Annotated in this window: 18 protein-coding genes; 13 read left to right on the forward strand and 5 right to left on the reverse strand. The window is 64.8% G+C overall.

Features of this window, described 5'->3' with window-relative positions:
- The first annotated feature begins 17 nt into the window (after nt 1–17).
- The 10 genes from DIE03_RS24575 to DIE03_RS24620 all read left to right on the forward strand — a co-directional run bounded on the left by DIE03_RS24575 (nt 18) and on the right by DIE03_RS24620 (nt 11,188).
- Nucleotides 18–1,349 carry a type II and III secretion system protein family protein gene (locus DIE03_RS24575; RefSeq protein WP_124455040.1) on the forward strand — a complete coding sequence of 444 codons (1,332 nt, stop codon included), beginning with the start codon at nt 18–20 and terminating at the stop codon, nt 1,347–1,349.
- A gap of 75 nt (nt 1,350–1,424) precedes the next feature.
- A complete protein-coding gene (locus tag DIE03_RS24580; protein ID WP_124454867.1) occupies nt 1,425–2,663 on the forward strand; it encodes a fimbrial protein in 1,239 nt (412 codons plus the stop codon).
- A 3-nt stretch (nt 2,664–2,666) separates the two neighbouring features.
- Nucleotides 2,667–4,010 carry a CpaF family protein gene (locus DIE03_RS24585; protein ID WP_124454868.1) on the forward strand — a complete coding sequence of 448 codons (1,344 nt, stop codon included), beginning with the start codon at nt 2,667–2,669 and terminating at the stop codon, nt 4,008–4,010.
- Nucleotides 4,003–4,983 (forward strand): type II secretion system F family protein, encoded by a 981-nt coding sequence (locus DIE03_RS24590; RefSeq protein ID WP_124454869.1) that lies wholly within the window; start codon nt 4,003–4,005, stop codon nt 4,981–4,983. The genes DIE03_RS24585 and DIE03_RS24590 overlap by 8 nt, the downstream gene beginning before the upstream one ends.
- Before the next feature lie 4 nt (nt 4,984–4,987).
- Nucleotides 4,988–5,986 (forward strand): type II secretion system F family protein, encoded by a 999-nt coding sequence (locus DIE03_RS24595; protein ID WP_124454870.1) that lies wholly within the window; start codon nt 4,988–4,990, stop codon nt 5,984–5,986.
- A gap of 29 nt (nt 5,987–6,015) precedes the next feature.
- Nucleotides 6,016–6,843 (forward strand): pilus assembly protein, encoded by an 828-nt coding sequence (locus DIE03_RS24600; protein ID WP_124454871.1) that lies wholly within the window; start codon nt 6,016–6,018, stop codon nt 6,841–6,843.
- A 23-nt stretch (nt 6,844–6,866) separates the two neighbouring features.
- Entirely contained in the window at nt 6,867–7,196 is a 330-nt protein-coding gene (locus tag DIE03_RS24605) for a DUF3613 domain-containing protein (protein ID WP_124454872.1), read from the forward strand.
- Nucleotides 7,197–7,209: 13 nt separating this feature from the next.
- The gene (locus DIE03_RS24610; protein ID WP_124454873.1) at nt 7,210–9,021 is read left to right on the forward strand and encodes a TadG family pilus assembly protein; all 1,812 of its coding nucleotides are present in this window, start codon (nt 7,210–7,212) and stop codon (nt 9,019–9,021) included.
- A gap of 13 nt (nt 9,022–9,034) precedes the next feature.
- Complete coding sequence (locus DIE03_RS24615; protein WP_124454874.1) at nt 9,035–10,426, forward strand: sigma 54-interacting transcriptional regulator; 1,392 nt, start codon at nt 9,035–9,037, stop codon at nt 10,424–10,426.
- Between the two features lie 54 nt (nt 10,427–10,480).
- A complete protein-coding gene (locus DIE03_RS24620) occupies nt 10,481–11,188 on the forward strand; it encodes a DUF2968 domain-containing protein (protein ID WP_124454875.1) in 708 nt (235 codons plus the stop codon).
- A gap of 77 nt (nt 11,189–11,265) precedes the next feature.
- Here the strand turns inward: DIE03_RS24620 and hfq are convergent, their stop codons facing one another.
- A complete protein-coding gene (hfq, locus tag DIE03_RS24625) occupies nt 11,266–11,820 on the reverse strand; it encodes an RNA chaperone Hfq (protein ID WP_124455042.1) in 555 nt (184 codons plus the stop codon).
- Between the two features lie 295 nt (nt 11,821–12,115).
- Here hfq and DIE03_RS24630 point away from each other — a divergent pair, with 295 nt between their 5' ends.
- A complete protein-coding gene (locus DIE03_RS24630) occupies nt 12,116–12,397 on the forward strand; it encodes a PXPV repeat protein (protein ID WP_124454877.1) in 282 nt (93 codons plus the stop codon).
- A 27-nt stretch (nt 12,398–12,424) separates the two neighbouring features.
- On the opposite strand, the gene DIE03_RS24635 is transcribed toward DIE03_RS24630, so the two are convergent.
- From DIE03_RS24635 to DIE03_RS24650, 4 genes are all read right to left on the reverse strand, one after another.
- A complete protein-coding gene (locus DIE03_RS24635; protein WP_124454879.1) occupies nt 12,425–13,342 on the reverse strand; it encodes a DUF1571 domain-containing protein in 918 nt (305 codons plus the stop codon).
- Nucleotides 13,343–13,371: 29 nt separating this feature from the next.
- The gene (locus DIE03_RS24640) at nt 13,372–15,126 is read right to left on the reverse strand and encodes an AMP-binding protein (protein ID WP_124454880.1); all 1,755 of its coding nucleotides are present in this window, start codon (nt 15,124–15,126) and stop codon (nt 13,372–13,374) included.
- Nucleotides 15,127–15,287: 161 nt separating this feature from the next.
- Nucleotides 15,288–16,109: a TetR/AcrR family transcriptional regulator gene (locus DIE03_RS24645; RefSeq protein WP_124454882.1), complete on the reverse strand. Its 822-nt coding sequence runs from the start codon at nt 16,107–16,109 to the stop codon at nt 15,288–15,290.
- Nucleotides 16,110–16,324: 215 nt separating this feature from the next.
- Nucleotides 16,325–17,545 (reverse strand): MFS transporter, encoded by a 1,221-nt coding sequence (locus DIE03_RS24650; protein WP_124454884.1) that lies wholly within the window; start codon nt 17,543–17,545, stop codon nt 16,325–16,327.
- A 281-nt stretch (nt 17,546–17,826) separates the two neighbouring features.
- On the opposite strand from DIE03_RS24650, the gene DIE03_RS24655 reads away from it, so the two are divergent.
- Nucleotides 17,827–18,369: a GNAT family N-acetyltransferase gene (locus DIE03_RS24655; RefSeq protein ID WP_124454886.1), complete on the forward strand. Its 543-nt coding sequence runs from the start codon at nt 17,827–17,829 to the stop codon at nt 18,367–18,369.
- A 130-nt stretch (nt 18,370–18,499) separates the two neighbouring features.
- The gene (locus tag DIE03_RS24660; RefSeq protein WP_124454888.1) at nt 18,500–19,126 is read left to right on the forward strand and encodes a ParB-like protein; all 627 of its coding nucleotides are present in this window, start codon (nt 18,500–18,502) and stop codon (nt 19,124–19,126) included.
- The last annotated feature ends 23 nt before the right edge of the window (nt 19,127–19,149 follow it).

Genomic DNA, 19,149 nt, shown 5'->3' on the forward strand with positions numbered 1-19,149 from the left:
CCGATGCCTCCAAAACAATGAAAAAGAAACTGATTGGATTGGCTATTGCATTGAGCGCGCTGGCAATGCCGCCGCTGTCGGACGCGGCCGACACGAGCGGGACGATCAGCCTTGTGGTCGGCGCGCAACGGCAGCTTGCAACGGGGCGTGCGCTGCAGCGGGTTGCGGTCGGCGACCCGTCGGTCGCCGATGTGCTAGTCGTGAAGGGCGGGCGCGGCGGCGTGCTGCTCGTCGCGAAGAGTGCCGGGTCGACGAACGTGATGATCTGGGAGCGCGGCCGTGACGAACCGACCGTCTACAACGTGAATGTCACGAGCGGTGCCGCGCGTGCGTTGCTTGACGGCGCATCGCCGAGCGTGAATACGTACAGCGGCACAACGGTGATTGGCGGTGCGTCCGGGACGCTCGACGGGCATCAACGGGCGGTTCATGCAGCGAAGACGATCAGCGGCAAGGACGGGACGACTCTTGATGCGTCGACGATTTCCGGCAAGAACGTCGTGCAGGTTGACGTGCGTGTCGTCGAATTCAGCCGTTCGGTGCTGAAGCAGGCGGGTCTCAACTTCTTCAAGCAGAGCAATGGCTTTTCGTTCGGTGCATTCGCGCCGACGGGTCTGACGTCGATTAGCGGTACGCCGGGCAGTTCGCTGACCTACAACACGAACGTGCCGATTTCATCGGCGTTCAATCTCGTCGTCAATTCTGTGTCGCATGGGCTGTTCGCGGATCTGTCGATTCTCGAGGCGAACAATCTTGCCCGCGTGCTTGCACAGCCTACGCTCGTCGCATTGTCCGGCCAAAGTGCGAACTTCCTCGCAGGCGGCGAAATCCCGGTGCCGGTGCCGCAATCTCTCGGCACGATTTCCATCGAATGGAAACCTTATGGCGTCGGACTCACTGTCACGCCGACCGTGCTGAATCCGCGGCGGATCGCGCTGAAGGTCGCACCCGAGTCGAGCCAGCTCGACTTCGTGCATTCGATCACGATCAACGGCGTTCAGGTTCCCGCGCTGACAACGCGGCGCGCGGACACGACGGTCGAACTTGGCGATGGCGAAAGCTTCGTCATCGGTGGCCTGGTCGACCGGGAGACGACGTCCAACGTCAATAAGGTGCCGTTCCTGGGCGATCTGCCGATCATCGGCGCGTTTTTCAAGAATTTGAGTTACCAGCAGAGCGACAAGGAACTCGTGATCATCGTTACGCCGCATCTCGTCGCACCGATCGCGCAAGGCGCGTCGCTGCCGGCAACGCCAGGCGAGCTGTCCGAGCAGCGCGATGCTCCAGTGTGGCGTTCTTATCTGGGCGGCATGGCGTCGCCGGACGCAGGACCGGGGTTCTCAAAATGAGCGCGCCGATTCAATACGGGGCAGCACAGGCCGTCGCGTGCGACGCGATGCCTTGCTTCATTGGGAGTATCCAAGATGAATGCGAGAACCTATTCTTTGGCTGAGCTCGCCGTCACCGACCACTTCGTGTGCGCATCCTCGCTTGCGGAGCATGTGCACTGGCTGTCGCAGTCGCTGGTTTCGGCCGGCGCAGTCGAGGGCGCGCCGCTCGACGGTGCCGCGTTGTCTCAGCGCATCGGCGTGTTGAATCCTGCGCTGGTGTTCATCGATTTTTCGGGTGATTGCGCGGCGGCGAGCACGGTTGTCGCGGCGGTACGCGTGTCGCATCCGGGGGTGCCGGTCGTCGCGCTGGGTTCGCTCACGCAACCGGAGGGGGCACTCGCCGCGCTGCGCGCGGGCGTACGCGATTTCGTCGATTTTTCCGCACCGGCCGACGAGGCGCTGCGGATCACGCGAGTGTTGCTCGACAACGTCGGCGAGCCTGCGAATCGCCACGGGAAGGTCACCGCGTTGCTGGGCGCCCGCGCCGGAATGGGCGTGAGCACGCTGGCCGCGAACCTGTCGGTGCTGATGCAGCGGCGGCCCGCCGATCCCGCACTGACGGCGGCGCTCCTCGATCTCGGATTGCCGGCTGGCGACAGTGCATTGTTCCTGAACACGCGCTGCGAATTCCATTTCGTCGAAGCGGTACGCAACCTGCGTCGAATCGACCGCACTTTCGTGACGACCGCGCTCGCGCGCCATTCAAGCGGTGTTGCACTCACGACGCTGCCGCCGAACCTCGCCGATCTGCGCGAGGTTGCAACGGCGTCGTGCTCGGCATTGCTAAATCGGTTGCGGGCGTTCTTTGATCACCAGATTGTCGATCTCGGTGGTTTCCCGAATCGCGAATTCATCGCACAGGTCGTGAATCTTGCGGACGAAGCATGGCTCGTTTGCGATCAGGGCGTGGCGTCGGTCGTATCGGCGGTCGAGATGCTGGACGGGCTACGCGATGCGGGAGCCGCGACCGAACGGATCCGGCTCGTCGTCAACCAGTTCGACGCTGATCTTGGGCTGATGCCTGCACAGATTGCCGAACGGCTGGAGTTATCGCTGATCGCGACGCTGCCGTCACGGCGCGTGTCGATCGGGCATGCGGCGAACCAGGGCAAGCTGATTGCAGAAGTCGCGGAACGCGATCCGTACGTCCGTGCGCTCGGACCGTTGGTCGAGCGCCTTGCGGGTGCGCCGGCACCGGGAGCGGCACAGCGTGCGGTTGGTGGCCTCTCGGCGCTCAGGCGAATCATTCAATCCTCAACGAAGCGGTCGTAAGTGATGGCACACGACATTCAATTTGCCGACGGCGCAGCGCCGTTCTCGCAAACGCAACAGTTCCACGACATCAAGAATGCCGCTCACGAACATCTGCTCACGCGGATTGAAGAACTGGGCGCCGAATTCGGTCGCTGGTCGCGACAGGCGATCAACCAGTTCGTCGATCTTGAGATCGACAGCTTCGTGCGGCTACGGCGGATCCCGCTCAACGAGAGTGAGGTGCGTGCCGTTGCCGAGGCGCTGACGAAGGAGCTCGCCGGTTTCGGGCCGATCGAGGACCTGTTGGCGGACCCGCACGTCGAGGACATCCTGATCAACGGCTACAACGACATCTATGTGTCACGGCATGGGATCCTGTCGAAGCTGCCGATCCGCTTTACCGATAACGCCCATCTGCTGCGGATCGTGCGACGGATTCTCGCCCCGGTCGGTCGGCGGCTCGATGAATCGAATCCGATGGTCGATGCGCGGCTGCCCGACGGTGGCCGTGTCAACGTCGTGATCGAACCGCTGTCGATCGATGGTCCGGTCGTGTCGATCCGGAAGTTCCGGAAGGATCCGCTGAAGCCCGAGGACCTGCTGGGCAATGGCACCTACAACGAAGAAATCGGCCGGTTGCTCGAGGCCGCGGTCGAGGCGCGCTGCAACGTGCTCGTATCGGGTGGCACCAGTTCGGGCAAGACGTCGCTGCTGAACGCGCTTGCGTTTCATATCCCGATGGCGGAACGCGTCGTGACGATCGAGGATACGGCCGAACTGTCGCTGAATCACCCGCACGTCGTGCGGCTTGAGAGCCGTCCAGGCGGATTCGACGGCAGCGGCGTCGTGACGATTCGCGACCTGTTGCGAAACACGCTGCGGATGCGGCCGGACCGAATCATCGTCGGCGAAGTGCGCGGCGGCGAAGTGCTCGAAATGCTGCAGGCGATGAATACCGGCCACGACGGATCGATGGGCACCGTGCACGCGAGTTCGCCGCGCGAGTGCCTTTACCGGCTCGAGATGCTGGCCGGTTTCGCCGGTTTTCAGGGTACCGAAGCGAGTCTGCGCCGGCAGATCGCCAACGCGATCGATTTCATCGTGCAGATTGGCCGGCTGTCCAACGGTCGCAGGCGCATCCTGTCGATTACCGAAGTCACCGGCATGTCGGACAACATCGTATCGACGCAGGAACTGTATCGCTACGAGGCGCGCGTTACGGCTGAGGGTGACGAGATCGATCATTGGGAGTCGCTCGGCATTCATCCGCATTCGCCAAAGCTCGCGCGTTTCCGCAACTCGCTGGTGTCGAGCGGAGGTGGGTTCGGCGGCAGCTTCGGGCGAGGCGGAGGCTTCAATGTCTAGCGCCACATTGCTCGCGCTGATGTTCGCGCTGATCTGCGCGGCGGCCGGGTTACTGCTGTGGCGCGGAAGCCAGGTGCGGGAAGGGCGCGCGCATACGCAACGATTCTTCGACAGCCGAGTGGGCCAAGGTGCGCGTACCGAACTGCCGGCTGGCGACGCACGCACCATGCGTACCGCGGCGGCCGGTACGGTGAACGCGCAGGAGGCGGCACAGGGTTTGGCGCGTTGGCGCTCGTTGGTGTTCGGCGCGTGGACCGTGCTGTCCGATCGCGCGGGGCTCGATGAAATGCGCGCCGGCCTCGTGCTGGTGCTCGCTATCGTTGTGCTGCTCGCGCTGTGGGCGGGCATGGCCGGCGGGCTGCTCGCGGCAGCTGCTGCGATCATTGGGTGCGGGGTGCTGGTTGTGCTGTGGATCACGTCGCGCATCAGCCGGCGCCGCCTGAAGATCGTCCGTCAGTTGCCGTCGTTTCTCGACGGGATCGTTCGGCTCGTGACCCTCGGGAACAGCGTGCCGGCGGCTTTCCAGTCGGCGCTTCAGACGGCCGAGATGCCGCTGCGCCGCTGCCTCGACGACGTGTCGCGGATGCTGCGCTCGGGTGTCGAGATCGATCGCGCGATGCTGCACATTGCACACACGTACCGGATCCGCGAATTTGAACTGGTCGGTGCGGTGCTGCGCCTGTCGGTCCGCTACGGTGGGCGGGCGGACGTGATGCTCGATAGGATGTCTACGTTCATGCGCGACCTCGAGCAGGCCGAACGCGAACTGTCCGCGATGTCGGCCGAGACCCGGCTGTCCGCATGGGTGCTGGCGCTGTTGCCGATCGCAGTCGGCAGCTTCGTCATCTCCACGAGCCCGCGCTACTTCACGGCGATGTGGAATGACGACTCCGGGCGCCAGCTGATTTATCTGGCGTTTGCGCTGCAGGTGGCGGGCGGTTTCTGGCTGTACCGGCTTGCGCGGCTGAGGTGAATCGATGGATGCAAACCGTTTAGGCGCACTGGCGCTGGTGCTCGGATCTGTCGGCGTGTTACTGCTTGCCGCGCTCACGATCGTTCGCGTCGTGCTCGTGCAGCGTGCCGAGCGCGCGCTGGTGAATGCGCTTGACCGCCGGACCGCGGCAATCGAAGCGGCTGCCGCGCGAGCCGGTTCCGCTGAGCCTGCGCGCGATGCGGCTGCACCTGCTGCTGCGCGCGGACGTTTCGCGGGACTGCGTGAACGCTTCGAAGATGTCGGGATGCGGTGGCTCGAGACCGGCTTCAGCCGATATCTGATTGCCGACGAAGACCGTCAACTGCTGGAGCAATGCGGTTTCGTCGACATCCGTGCGAGAGCGCTGTTCGTCAGTGCGCGCATCGTTTGCGCCATCCTGCTGCCGGTGCTCGCCGTGTTGATACTGGTCAGCCGAGGACACGAGGCGCGCTGGCCGCTCTGGATATCCTTCTCGCTCGTGACCGGCTACATGTTGCCGAAAGTATACGTGCGCCGACGAGCCGCCGCGCGCCGACAGGGCATTGCCGCCGAATTGCCGCTGCTCGTCGACATGCTGAGACTGCTGCAGGGTGTCGGTCTGTCGCTCGACCAGAGCATCCAGATTGTCACGCACGATTTTCAGACCATGCTGCCCGTATTGTCGTGGGAGCTCGGAGTTGCGCAACGGCAGTTCGCGGCCGGACGCACGCGTGAACAATCGCTGCAACGCCTCACGAACAGCTTCGACAACGAGGATCTGCGAGCTATCGTGCGATTGCTGATTCAGGTGGACAAGCATGGTGGCGCGGTGCAAGAGCCGCTGATGCAGTTTGGAGACCGGCTACGCGAAGGACGTCGTGCGACGCTGCGCGAGCAGATCGGCCGCCTGACGGTGAAGATGACCGGCGTGATGATCCTCACACTGTTGCCGGCGCTGTTGATCGTTACCGCGGGGCCCGGGATCATGACCGCGCTGTCCGCGCTTGCTGCGTTTCAGCACTGACGCCGCACGAGGGGAAGGAGCGATACAAGATGAATCGATTTGGTTGTGTCCGCACGATCGCAGGGGCGACGGCGCTCGCGCTGCTTGCCAGCGGGTGCTCGTTGTTCAAGGAGTCCGGATACGGTATCGGTGCGCAAGCCGAGCGCGGTGCGCTGATGCAGGCTGCTGCCGACAAGAGTGCGCCTCCCGATACGCCTGGCATGTACCTGGGCCTGATCGAGCGGATGCAGGGTCAGGGGCTGTATTTTGCGTCACTGGCACACATCGATCAGTACGAGAAGCAATATGGCGCATCTCCGGACACGATCCTTCTGCGTGCCGACGCATTGCGTGCGACCGGCCAGTACGACGCCGGCGTGGCCGCCTACACGAAGCTGCTGACAACACCGCTTGCCGCACGCGGCTATCGCGGACTGGGTCTGACCGCCGGCGCCCGCGGCGATTTTGCGCTTGCCGCGCAGCAACTCGAACAAGCGACGGTGCTTGCGCCGACCGACGCGGCGACGCTGTCCGACCTCGCATATTCGAAAATGCGCGAGGGCGATCTGGCTGGCGCACGCGTGCCGCTGCTGAAGGCAGCCGAACTCGAGCAGAAGAACCCGAAAATCCTCAGCAACTTTGTGCTCTATCTGCTCGCGAGCGGCCATACGAAGGACGCGCGGCGACTGATGGATCAACAGAAGCTTGCGCCCGCGGTGCGTGGCCAGATTCGCGACGACGAAACGAAGGTTGAGGCCGCGATGCGAGCAAAGCAACGTGCAGTCGCACACGTGCCGAGCAATGCGTCCGTGCCGTCGGTTGCGAGCAGCGACAACTTCGATCTTGCGGTGCCGCTGCTGCAGCGTTTCGCGCGATAACGATGATATTCACGGAGGCCATCATGTTTCACCTTTCCTCAATCCGCGTGCGAACCGTGTGCATCGCATTCGCGTGTACGCTCGGTGCGGGCGTCGCGCATGCGCAAAGCGACATGCCGGCGTCCGAAATCGGTCATGCGACCAGCACGCTGCTCGACCTGCAGCGTTCGAATCGCGCGGCCGCCACGCCGCAGCCGATCGACGGCGCTGCCGGCACGTATGCGTATCAGCGCTATATCGACTCTTTCAAGTCACCGATTCCGCAGTGGTTCGGCACGATGTCGACGTCGGGCGGCGGCAGTGGCGGTGGCAGCGGTAGCGGCGGATTGTCCGGCGGCGATCTCGCGCGCTGACGGAGCAAGAACGGTGAATATCCGGCACAGTGGCGGCACATTCCGCCGCGCGTCACGACAGCGCGGCGCGTTCTCGGTGATGGCGATCATCGCGACGCTGATCGCCATCACGACGCTTGGCGCCATTGGCGTCGGTAATCTCTTTTACCAGCGTCGAGACGTGCAGCGGATTGCCGACATGGCTGCGCTTGCGGCCGTGCAGCGGATGGACGATGCCTGTTCGCAGCCGACCGCCACCGCGACCAGCAATGCACAATCGAACGGGCTCAATGCGTCGAACGGCGATACGATCAACATCGAATGCGGTCGCTGGGATACGTCGGTCAACCCCTCACCCAGCTACTACGCTTCCGCGACATCCGGGACCACGCAATTGAACGCTGCCAAGGTGGTCGTCACGCGTCAGGTGCCGTTCTTCTTCGTCGGACCGCCGCAGACGGTGTCTGCGGTATCGACCGCACGGTCGACCAACATCGATACGTTCTCGGTCGGTGCAACCCTTGCGGCGCTCGGCGGGGTCGGCTGCGCAGGCGGATCCGCGCCGACGTCCGGCAATCCGGGGCTCGTCAACGGGCTGATCGGCGGCCTACTCGGTGCCAACCTGAACCTGAACATCGGGTCGTATCAAGCGCTTGCCTGCACGAACGTGACGGTCGGTGATCTCGTCGTGGCGGCAGGCGTCGGCACGGTCGATCAACTGCTCGCGCTGAAGCTCACATTGCCGCAACTGATTCAGTTGATGGTGAACGCGGCCACGCAGACGTCCGTCGCGAACGCGAGCCTGCAGGCGAGCCTCGCCACCCTGCAGGCGATCCTGAACGCCAACGTTCCGGGTACGTCGATCGGCCTCGGCGGTGCGGGCGGCTTGCTGAATGTCGCACTCGCGGATACGCAGGCGGCGCTCAACGCGCAGGTGGATCTGCTCGACCTGCTGATGGTCGGCGCGGAGATCGCGGCGACGGGCAAGCCGGCGGTCGTGGTCAACGTACCGTCGCTGAATCTCGGCGGGCTGACGGGGACACAGTTGCAGGTGCAGATCATCAGTCCGCCGTCGATCGGCATCGGTGAGGGCGGGAAGGATCCGGCGACGGGAACGTGGCGCACGACGGCGTCGACGGCTGCGGTGGGCGTATATCTGAATGTCGATCTTGGCACGACACAGTTGCCCATCGTCGGGGCGTTGCTTGGTGCGCTCAACATCGGTATCGACGTCAACCTGCCGATCTACCTGCAGGCCGGTACCGGCACTGCGCGGCTGGACTCGACACAATGCACGTCGACACAGGCAACCAGCACAGTCGTCATCACCGCGCAACCCGGAGTGGCCAATTTGTGCATCGGCCAGCCTCCGTTCGATGCGTCAGGCAAGATCAGCCTGTCGTCGACTTACAGCTGCAAATCACCTGCCCAGATCATCAACGCCAATGTGCTCGGGCTTGCGCAGTTGACTGCCAGCCTGTCCAATATATCCGTTCAGGTACAAGGTGCCGCTCAATCGCACACCTTCAGCGGCGTACCGGGAATTGATGCGAACTACTGGACGGTCAACTCGAATGCGCTCGGCTCAGCGCTGAGCTCCGCACTGAGCCAACTCGCAGCCGCGACGATCACGGCCAACATCGGGCTAGGGGGGGTGAACCTTCTGTCGCTGCCATCGACTTTCGTGTCTACCTTGCTCACGTTTCTGACCAGCTTGCTCAGCCCGCTGCTGTCGGGTCTTGACGCAGTCCTAGTTCCGCTGCTGAATCTCCTCGGTGTGCAGGTCGGCGCGGCGACGGTCCATCAGATCTCGCTCAATTGCGGGGTCGCCCAAACGGTTTACTGAAGAAGCAGATCAGATGAGAAATACGCCCGCAATCGAAGAGCTCGACCTGTATGTCTGGGAAGGCAAGGCGGACATTGTCGACCGCGTCGCCCGGTGCATGGCGAGCTTCGACGTCGAAGTGATCCGCGCCGACAACGCCGAGATCTCGCCCGAGCGCGCCGCATTGCGGCCTTCGCTCGCGATCATCAGCGTGACGATGATCGAAGGCGGCGCCGCGTTCCTGCGCGACTGGCAGGCCAACATCGGCATGCCGGTGGTCTGGGTCGGCGCGGCGCGCGACAACGACGCGTCGCAGTACCCGCCCGACTATTCGCACATCCTGCCGCTCGACTTCACGTGCGCCGAGCTGCGCGGCATGATCGGCAAGCTCGTCACGCAACTGCGTGCGCACTCGGCCGAAACGTCGCGGCCGTCCGAACTCGTCGCGCACTCCGAATCGATGCAGGCGCTGTTGCACGAAGTCGATACGTTTGCCGACTGCGACACCAACGTGTTGCTGCACGGCGAAACCGGCGTCGGCAAGGAACGCATCGCGCAGCTGCTGCACGAAAAACATTCGCGCTACCGGCACGGCGAATTCGTGCCGGTGAACTGCGGCGCGATCCCCGACGGCCTGTTCGAATCGCTGTTCTTCGGTCATGCGAAGGGATCGTTCACGGGCGCGGTTGTTGCGCATAAAGGCTATTTCGAGCAGGCGGGCGGCGGCACGCTGTTCCTCGACGAAGTCGGCGATCTGCCGCTGTACCAGCAGGTCAAGCTGCTGCGCGTGCTCGAAGATGGCGCGGTGCTGCGCGTTGGCGCGACGGCGCCGGTCAAGGTCGATTTCCGGCTGGTCGCGGCGAGCAACAAGAAGCTGCCGCAGCTCGTCAAGGATGGGCTGTTTCGCGCCGATCTCTACTACCGGCTCGCGGTGATCGAGCTGAGCATTCCGTCGCTGGAAGAGCGCGGCGCAGTCGACAAGATCGCGCTGTTCAAGTCGTTCGTCGCGCAGGTCGTCGGCGAGGAGCGGCTCGCGGAGTTGTCCGATCTGCCGTACTGGCTGACGGATTCGGTCGCGGACAGCTATTTTCCCGGCAACGTACGCGAATTGCGCAACCTCGCCGAGCGTGTCGGCGTGACGGTGCGGCAGACGGGCGGGTGGGATGCCGCGCGGTTGCAACGGCTGATTGCGCACGCGCGCAATTCGGCGCAACCGGTGCCGGTGGAGAGCGCGGCCGAGGTGTTCGTCGATCGCAGCAAGTGGGACATGAACGAGCGCAGCCGCGTCATTGCGGCGCTCGACGCAAACGGTTGGCGTCGTCAGGATACGGCGCAGCAGCTCGGCATCAGCCGCAAGGTTCTGTGGGAAAAAATGCGCAAATATCAGATCTTCGACGAAGAGCCCGAGACACGCGAAAGCGAGTAATTAATGAGATAAAATCGCGCTGAATTACAACGACTCGGGCGGGAATAAAACTTCATGAGCCATATGACGGGGTTGGGGCGGGTGGGCGTGTTGCTTGCCCTGGTGGGAGGCATGCAGGGCGCGTTCGCGCAGGGGTTGGCCGGCAGCGATTCGTCGGCGGTGCAGCAGGCGTCGGCGCCGGTGGCGGCGATTCCGGTGATCGATCAGCAGGGCCAGACGTCGGTGCAGCCACAGGCGGGCGAATCGACGGGGCCGAGCACGGTCGACGACCTGCAGCGCCAGATCCAGGCGCACTCGCTGACGGAAATGCGCACGAGCTACAACGGCAGCTACGGTGCGAGCCTGCTGTTCAACGTGAAGGACGGTGCGTACTTCGTCGCGCTGTTCCAGCAGAAGGCGTTTTGGCGCGTGATCAAGACGTACGACGAAACGCGCGCGGAAGCGATCTATCGCGATTTCTCGCGTCAGGCGGAGCGGCTGGCCGTCAACGAACTGCGGGCGGCGAAGCTGGAATCGCAGAAGGCGCAAATGGACAAGCAGATCGAGGTCACGCAGGATCGCGCACGGCGCCTGCAGGCCGATATCTCGATCGCACGCCAGCAGCAGGCGGCGGTCGCGGATCGCCAGAAGAACGTACGCAACGAGACGGCGGCATTGCAGGCGCAGCAGGCCGAGCTCCAGTCGCAATTGCGCGCGTTGCAGCAGCAGGTGCGTTCGCTGCAGCGTGAGGCCGACGCGGGCCTGCCGACGACGGCACGCTGAACCCGGCAGCGGTGCGGCGACATGCCGCGCCGGCTGCACCAGCAAAAAGGGCAAGCCGTTTGGCTTGCCCTTTTGTTTTACTGGCCGTCCGGCACGATTCGCCGGCGGCGTGTGACGATCACCGGACCGTTGCCGCCGCGGGAATCCGACGACGACGTGTTGCCGGATGCGTCGCCGCTGTCGCGCGGCGCGCCATAGCTTTCGCGCGGTTCGCGGGGCTCGCGCGGCGCACCGTAGCCTTCGCGCGGTTCGCGCGAGCCATAGCCTTCACGCGGTTCGCGGGAACCGTAGCCGCCGCCGTCGCCGCGCGATTCGCGCGGGCCGCCGTGCGAGCCGTACGGGCTGTGACCACCGCCTTCACGGCCGCCGGGGCGACCGCCCGTGCGCGGGCCGCGGGGACCGCCGCCGCCCGGGCGCGAGCCGCCCGTGTCGAGCTGGATGGTGGAAATCGCGCGCTTGTAGATGCCTTGCAGACCCACGGGGGTGCGCAGCATCACCAGGTACTGGTCGAACGACTCGATGCACCCCGTCAGACGAATGCCGTTGACGAGATAGATTTCAACGCGCTTACGTTCCTTGCGCGCCGAATTGATGAAGTCGTTTTGCGGATGGGATTCTGCGGGATTGGCCATTGAGGTGCGGCAGGAGCCTGCGTCAGAGAATATGTTGTGCGTGTGTGTGGCGTGTTCGTCCACAAGGCGTTTGGCGGAATTCTACCCTGTTCGATAGGGAAGCGCGCAGTCGTGATTGTGTCGAACCGTAACCCACTATAGACGTTCCAGCGCATTTTCGCGATTCGGCCGAATAGCTAAAGCCGTTTCGTTACGTCGCGTTACGACTCTCGCAGTGCCGTATCACCTCGCCGCGTGCGGTGCGCTTACATTGAGCGCGCGCGCCGGGCGGGCCGGCGTATCAGGGATGCAGAACATGAACATGAGGCAATGGGCAGGGTGGGTCGGCGGCGTGGCGTTGCTGGCTTCCGGCAGTGCAATGGCGCATGTCGACCTGTCGGTCGGCATCGGCGTACCGGTCGCGCCGGTCTATGTCGAGCCGGCACCGGTCTATGTGGCGCCGCAGCCGGCCGTCGTCGCCTATCCGGGCTACGGATACGGCTACTACGGCGATGACGACGACGATCGCTACCGGAAGTGGCGCAAGCACTATTACAAGCATTGGCGCAAGCACCACGGCGACGACGATGACGATTGATCGCGGCGTCAACCGCGCCGGCGCGCATCAGAACGCGTAGTCGGGGTTTTTCGGGTCGAATGCGGTGTCGTCGAGTGTGGTCGGCGCGATTTTCTCGATGACGATCCGCTCGAAGATCTTGCCGTCGTTGTCATAGGACTCGACGGTCCGGAAATAGGGCGCGTGCAGGTCGAGCCCGAGGACTTCCTTCTTCGCGTAGAACTGCGGCCGGCCGGTCGGCGTCTCGTAGGTGAGCGCGACCACGCGCACGCCGCCGATCGATTTCGCTTCGACCTGGGTCGGCCGCTGCACGCCGGCTTCCAGATACTTCTTCCCTTCGGTCAGGTACAGGTTCGTGATGAACTCGGTGCCGAGATCCTTCACCTGGTGATTCGACTGCGCACGCGCCAGCGCGCCGTCGAGCGCCGTCCACAGCGGAATCTTGCCGAGCAGGCCGCCGAGATGGCCGTACATCTCGTCCTTGCGCTGCGTCGTGTCGTAGATCGTCTCCTGTCCCGCATGCGCGCCGCCCGGCAACCATTTCGCATACACGCGCAGCGGCTCGCGGGTGGTCTTCACCAGCATGCGGTCGGGCGTGTCGGACCATTTCCCGCTGATGCGCTCCTGGCGCACCATCGTGAACTGGTACGCCGGATAGCCGTTAGGACCATTGCGGATATAGAGCGGCACGGCGAGCGGGTCGAGCGCCTTGAAGAGCGCGGTGAGCGTCGCGTCGTCGAGCTGCGCGAGCGTGCCGCGCTGCGCGGCCGTGCGCAGCCAGCCTGCCTGTTGCGCGAGCGGCTCGCGCGTGACTTTCGCGAGGTCCGCCGGCAGCGCGACCTCGTGTGCCGCACTCGCGGTATCGGCCGTTTCCTGCGCGTGCAGGCCCGCGTGCGCGAGCGACAGCAGGCCTGCGACGGCCGCGGCGGCGGCATGCCGTGCGCGGCGCTTCATTCCTTCGTTCATCGACAGCGTCTCCCGGAGCGATGGTTCGTTCAGCCTTGCTTCGCGGCCTTGACTTTGGCGAGCTCCTCGTCGCGCAGCGCTCGGCGCAGGATCTTGCCGACGTTCGTCTGCGGCAGCGCGTCGCGGAACTCGACGAATTTCGGCATCTTGTAGCCGGTCAGGTTCTTGCGGCAGTGCGCGAGCACGTCGTCGACGGTCAGCGACGGGTCGCGGCGCACGACGAACACCTTGATCCGTTCGCCCTGTACTTCGTCCGGAATGCCGATCGCGGCGGCCTCGCTGATGCCCGGATGCATCACGAGCACTTCCTCGATCTCGTTCGGATACACGTTGAAGCCCGACACGAGGATCATGTCCTTCTTGCGGTCGATGAGGCGGACGAAACCGCGCTCGTCCATCACGCCGATGTCGCCGGTGCCGAGCCAGCCGTCGGCGTCGATGACCTTGGCCGTCTCGTCCGGGCGCTGCCAGTAGCCGAGCATCACCTGCGGGCCGTGCACGCACAGCTCGCCCGGCTCGCCGACGGGCGCCCAGGTGCCGTCCTCGCGACGAAAGCGCACGATCGTCGACGGCGCGGGCAGGCCGATCGAGCCGCTGAACGCGGCCATGTCGTTCAGGTCCACGGGGTTCATCGTGACGATGGGCGAGCATTCGGTGAGCCCGTAGCCTTCGACGACCGGTCGCCCCGTCACCTGCTGGAAGCGTTCCGCGACCGCGCGCTGCATCGCCATCCCGCCGGCCATCGCGAGCTTGAGCTTCGAGAAGTCGCGCTGGCGGAATTCCTCGTTGTCGAGGAACGCGTTGTACAGCGTGTTGATGCCGGTGATGCCCGTGAACGTTTCGTTGCGGATGATCTTCATCACCATCTTCATGTCGCGCGGGTTCGCGATCAGGATGTTGCGCCCGCCGAGTCCCATGAAGATGAACGCGTTTACCGTCAGCGAATAGATGTGATACAGCGGCAGCGGCGTGAGCACGGTTTCGACGTCGCCCGACACCTGGTCGGCGATCCACGCCTTCGCCTGCAGCAGGTTCGCGATCAGGTTGCCGTGCGTGAGCATCGCGCCTTTCGCGACGCCGGTCGTGCCGCCCGTGTACTGCAGGAACGCGAGGTCGTCGCGTGTCGTCTGCACGGGTTGCGGCTTGACGCGCGCGCCGAGCGCGAGGGCCGAGCGCAGCCGGACGGCCTGCAGCAGGTGGTAGGCCGGCACGAGCTTCTTCACGTGTTTCAGCACGAAATTGATCAGGCGTCCTTTCGCATTGAAACCGTCGGCGAGCAGGTCGCCGAGCGCGGTGACGACGATGTTCTTCACCTGCGTTTCCGGCAGTGCGTCCTGCAGCGTGCGCGCGAAGTTCTCGAACACGACGATCGTCTGCGCGCCGCTGTCCTTCAACTGGTGTGCGAGCTCGCGCACGGTGTAGAGCGGGTTGACGTTGACGACGATCGCGCCGGCCTTCAGCGTGCCGAACAGCGCGACCGGGTACTGGAACGTGTTGGGCAGCATGATCGCGACGCGGTCGCCCGGCTTCACGCCGAGGCTTTGCAGATACGACGCGAATGCATCAACTTTCTGCGCGAGCGTGCGGTAGGTCATCGACGCGCCGGCGCTCACGTAGGCGACGCGATCGGCGAAGCGGGTCGTGCATTCGTCGAAGAACTGCACGAGCGACGCGTATTGCGCGACGTCGATTTCGTGCGGGACGCCGGGCGGATATGACGCGTACCAGATGCCGTCGGTGTTCGGCGGGATCTGCGCCGCTGTGGTTGCTGCGGAAGATGACATGACGTGTCTCCGGTCTTTGCTCTCGGCGAGGGCGGGCCGGCGCTTCGACGCCTGCCCATGCCCCGTGCTTCGCGGCCGGTCGGTGCAGGCGCCTCGACGCTCCGCACGACCGCGCGTATCAATCAAATCGTGAACAGGAAGCCGCGCGTGGCCCCGCGCGCTCAGTTCGTGGAATGCAGGGTCGCCGTATCGGTGGCAGCCGCGCTCGAGTGCGGCAGCCCGAACGCTTCGCTGGCGCCTGCGTCGTCGAGCACCGCCGCGAAGATCGACAGCTGCGCGCTATCGGGCATCGGCGCCTTCAGCGCGGCAACGATCAGCGACGACAGCCGCGCGATCATCTGCACGTCGTTCATCGTGCGGCCTTGCGAGAACTCGTCGATCAGGCTTTCCGTCTCGGCACCCGCGAGCGCGCCGGACAGTGCGCCGATCGCGAAGTGCAGCCGCCAGCCGAGCTCGGTGCGCGGCAGATGCGGCAACGCGCGCTGGAACGCGTCGAAGAAGCGGCCGGCGACGCTCGCGTAGTGCGCGGTCAGGAAGTTGCGCACGAACGGCGACGGATCGGTGTAGGCGCGGCCGATCAGCCGGAGAAACCCGGGGCCGCCGCGTTCGGGATCGCGCGAGGCCTTCAGCGCGGGAATGAACATCGCACCGAGCACGTGCTCGCAGGTGATGTGCGTGCCGAGCTGCGCATCGAAGCGGTCGAGGATGCCGAGGCGTTCCTGGTTGAGCTGGTCGAGCCGGCGCGACAGCATCGCGTGGATCAGCGCTTCCTTGCTGCCGAAGTGATAGTTGACCGCCGCGAGGTTGACCGCCGCGCGCGACGTGATCTGCCGCATCGACATCGCTTCGAAGCCATGCTCGATGAAGAGATCCTCGGCCGCATCGAGGATGCGCGCCTTCGTCCCGCCGGTCTGCCGAGTGCCGGATGACCGCGCCCCGGACGGCCGTCCCGCGGATGGCCGCCCCTCCTGACTTACTGCCATGTTCCGCCTCCCATGCCGGTTTCCCGGCCGCGAACAGGTGATTTGATTATCTGATTCAAACAGTCGTTTTTATTAAGATAAAAAATCGCGGGCATGGCGGGCAAGCGGGGAATCTGGACAAATTCCTCTAGTTCGATGTGCGAATGCGGAAAGTGTGACGCGCGGCCCCGGCCAGCCGGGGCGCGCGCGATGATGCGATGCGGCAATACGCGGAATCAGCCGACGGTGCTACGCGTATTGACCGATTGCGTCATGTCGATGCCGCGTCGTTCGCGGCTGAACAGGATCAGCACGGCGATCACGACGGCAACGGTGCCGGCCACGAGCGCAAGCGCGAGGCCGTAGTTGTTGCCGTGCGATACGGCGAGCGACGCCTGCATCGTCGCGTTGCCGGACGCGATCAGGTTGCCGAGCTGATAGACGACGCCGGGGAAGGTCGCGCGGATTTCGTCGGGCGAAATCTCGTTCAGGTGGACCGGGATCACGCCCCACGCGCCCTGGACCGAGATCTGCATCAGGAACGCGCCGGCGGCGAGGGCAACGGGGCCGCTCGAGAATGCCCACAGCGGCAGCACGGGCAGCGCGATCAGCGCGGCGATGAAGATCGCGCGGCGCCGGCCGATGCGCTCCGAAATCGAGCCGAACGACAGGCCGCCGACGATCGCGCCGATGTTCAGCACGATCGTGATCCACGACACGGTATGCGGATCGAAGTGATGCTGTTCGCGCAGGAAGGTCGGGTAGAGATCCTGCGTGCCGTGCGAGAAGAAGTTGAACGCGGTCATCAGCACGATCGCGTAGATCGTGAGCTTCCAGTTCTGCTTGATCGTGGCGCCGAGGCTCGGGCGCGGCTGCTTCTCCATCTGCTTCCACGCAGGCGATTCGGGCACGTGCGTCCGGACGTACAGCACGAGCAGCGCGGGCAGCACGCCGACCATGAACATCCCGCGCCAGCCGATGGTCTGGTAGAACAGGCCGAACACGACGGACGCGAGCAGATAGCCGCTCGGATAGCCGGCCTGCAGCAGCCCCGATACGAAGCCGCGCGCATGGGTCGGCACGGTCTCCATCGTCAGCGCGGAGCCGACGCCCCATTCGCCGCCCATCGCGATGCCGAACAGCGCGCGCAGCACGAGCAGCGCGGTGAGGCTCGGCGCGAAACCGGACGCGAGCTCGAGCAGGGAATAGCACGCGATGTTGACCATCAGCGTCGGGCGTCGGCCGAAGCGATCGGCGAGCCGGCCGAAGATCAGCGCGCCGAGCGGGCGCATCGCAAGCGTCAGCGTGAGCGCGAACGCAACGGCGGGGATCGTCGACGCGAATTCCGCGGCGATGTCCTTCAGCACGAAAACCATCAGGAAAAAATCGAACGCATCGAGCGTCCACCCCAGATAGGCGGCGATCGTGACGTTGCGTTGTTCGCGGGTCCAGCTCATGTCCGAGGTCTCCACGTTGGCGTGTGCGCACACGATAGGCATGCGGATGCCGGCCCGGCCTGCGCGCGGTGCGGGGGCATGGATCGAGTGTAGGCCGCGGCGCCGCGCGATGTGGGGCGCGATAACGTCGAATCGGGAATAATCCCTACGAAATGAACTGTTTCGGAAACGGCAACGGCGCCGCGCGAGCCAGGCGACATGAGTCTGTATCATTCCGGAAGGCTGTTTGTATTTGTTCTGTAATGTGTGCGATGCACATCGTCACCGAATCAGGAGTCCCGATGACCGAACGTTCCGCCGGCGTGCTGCCCGTGCTCGAAACGGCGAGGTTGTGGCTGCGTCCGCGCGTGCTGGCCGATCTCGATGCGTGCCTCGCGATGGATCGCGATCCCGAGGTCACGCGGCACATCGCGGGCCCGTGGCACGACCCCGACGAGCATCGCCGCTTCGTCATGCACCGGATCACGCGCGACTATCCGCCGGGCCTCGGCTACTGGTCGATCTTCGAGAAAGCCGCGCCCGACGCGTTCATCGGCTGGGTCCTGCTGATTCCCGACTATGCGGACGGGGCGCGCGACGTCGAGATCGGCTGGCGGCTCGTGCGCGCGACGTGGGGGCGCGGCATCGCGAGCGAGGCCGCGCAAGCCGTCGTGCGTCACGCGTTCGACACCGTGCGACTGCCGCGCGTGATCGCCGATATCGCGGAAGCCAACCATGGCTCGCTGAACGTCGCGCGCAAGCTCGGCATGCATCGCGTGAGCGTCGTGCACGATGGCATTCCTTACATTCGTCATCGTCTCGAACGCAACGACCTGCGCGCGTAGCGCAGCGTCGTGCGCAGGCACGGACGGTTGTCAGAGATCGTCAATCAGAGGCGCATCGAGGTCATGACGTATTAACGGCTCGCGCGATCAGGAGTATCGTTGCCGGAATTTCGCAACATGGGGTACGACCATGGCACTCGGCAACGACGTTCATCTCATTCCCGTCCGGCTCGACGCGCTGCGTCCGACGCAGATGACGGTCGGCTATCGCGAGGTCAAGGCGAAGCGCAAGCACTGGAAGGGGCTCACCAAGCGCGCACGCAAGGCGGCGATCGAATCGCACTGGTTCCCGGCCATCCTCGGCCCGGACGGGCTGCACTACATCACCGATCACCACCATCTCGGCCTCGCGCTGATCGAGGAGGGCGAGTCGCGCGTGAACGCGATGTTGCTGAAGGATCTGTCGTGGCTCGACGACACGATCTTCTGGCGGATGATGGAGCACAGCCAGTGGGTGCATCCGTTCGGTGCGGACGGCACGCGCCGCGACTACGCGAATCTGCCGAAGGCGCTGACGGGGCTCGTGGACGATCCGTACCGCAGCCTGGCCGGCGAACTGCGCACGGCCGGCGGCTATGCGAAGGACGCGACGCCGTTCAGCGAATTCCTGTGGGCCGACTATCTGCGCCAGCACATCACGCTCGACCAGATCCGCAAGAATTTCGCCAAGGCGCTCGACGTCGCGCTGCACCGCGCACACGACCAGGACGCGCGCTACCTGCCCGGCTGGTCGGGCGTCATCGCCGTCAAGCCCTGACCGGCGCACGGCGCCGACCGCCT

Origin of the sequence: Burkholderia sp. Bp8992, assembly GCF_003853705.1 — a bacterium.
Classification (GTDB): Bacteria; Pseudomonadota; Gammaproteobacteria; order Burkholderiales; family Burkholderiaceae; genus Burkholderia.